Annotated in this window: 1 protein-coding gene; it reads left to right on the top strand. The window is 74.9% G+C overall.

Annotation, left to right across the window (positions count from 1 at the left end):
- The coding region (locus AB0I21_RS57535; RefSeq protein WP_360574558.1) for a condensation domain-containing protein at window positions 1-1,060 on the top strand (1,060 nt) is incomplete at both ends.

The following is a 1,060-nucleotide window of genomic DNA, read 5'->3' as shown; positions in this document are numbered from 1 at the left end:
CCGCGTTCGCGCAGGTGCTCGACCTGGACGCGGTCGGTGTCGACGACGACTTCTTCGCCCTCGGCGGCCACTCCCTGCTCGCCGTCCGCCTCGTCAGCCGCATCCGCACCCTCCTCGGCGTCGAACTGCCGCTGCGGGACCTCTTCGACCACCCGACCGTCGCCCTGCTCGCCGCCCGCCTGTCCGGCGCCGGCACGGCCAGGTCCGCGCTCGGGCCGCAGCCCCGCCCGCAGCGGCCGCCGCTGTCCTACGCGCAGCAGCGCCTCTGGTTCATCGACCAGCTCGAAGGCCCCGCCGCCACCTACACCATCCCGATCGTGCTGGAGCTCACCGGCACCGTGGACGCCGCCGCGCTCGAAGCGGCGTTCCGGGACGTCATCGCCCGCCACGAGGTGCTCCGCACCGTCTTCCCCGCCGAGGGCAACCTGCCGTTCCAGCGGATCCTCGACGACGCCGAATGGCGCCTCGAGGTCGCGGACAGCACGCCGGACGCGATCGCCGCGGCCGCCGCCCGCCCGTTCGACCTGGCGACCGACCTGCCGATCCGGGCGTCGCTGTTCACCGGACCGGACCGGCACACCCTCGTCGTGGTCCTGCACCACATCGCCGGCGACGCCTGGTCCGCCGGCCCCCTCGCGGCGGACCTGACGACGGCGTACACGGCCAGGCTGACCGGCGAAGCTCCACAGTGGACGCGGCTGCCGGTCCAGTACGCCGACTACGCGCTCTGGCAGCGTGACGTGCTCGGTTCGGAGGACGACCCGGGCAGCGTCATCGCCCGGCAGGTCGCCCACTGGCGGCAGACCCTCGCCGGCGCGCCGGCGGAGCTCACCCTGCCGGCCGACCGGCCCCGCCCCGCCGTCGCGAGCCACGCCGGGCACAGCGCCGCCCTGCACCTGCCCGCCGACGTGCACGCGCGGCTGCGGACCGTCGCCCGCGAGCAGGGCGTCACCGTGTTCATGGTCGTCCAGGCCGCGGTCGGGGTGCTGTTGTCGAAGCTGGGTGCGGGCACGGATGTGCCGATCGGGACGGCGGTCGCCGGTCGTACCGATGAGGCTTT

The sequence above is a fragment of the Dactylosporangium sp. NPDC050588 genome (genome assembly GCF_040654975.1).
Taxonomy (GTDB): Bacteria; Actinomycetota; Actinomycetes; order Mycobacteriales; family Micromonosporaceae; genus Dactylosporangium; species Dactylosporangium maewongense.
Note: the sequence above shows the minus strand (reverse complement) of the source record. Positions and strands in the feature narration are given on the sequence as shown.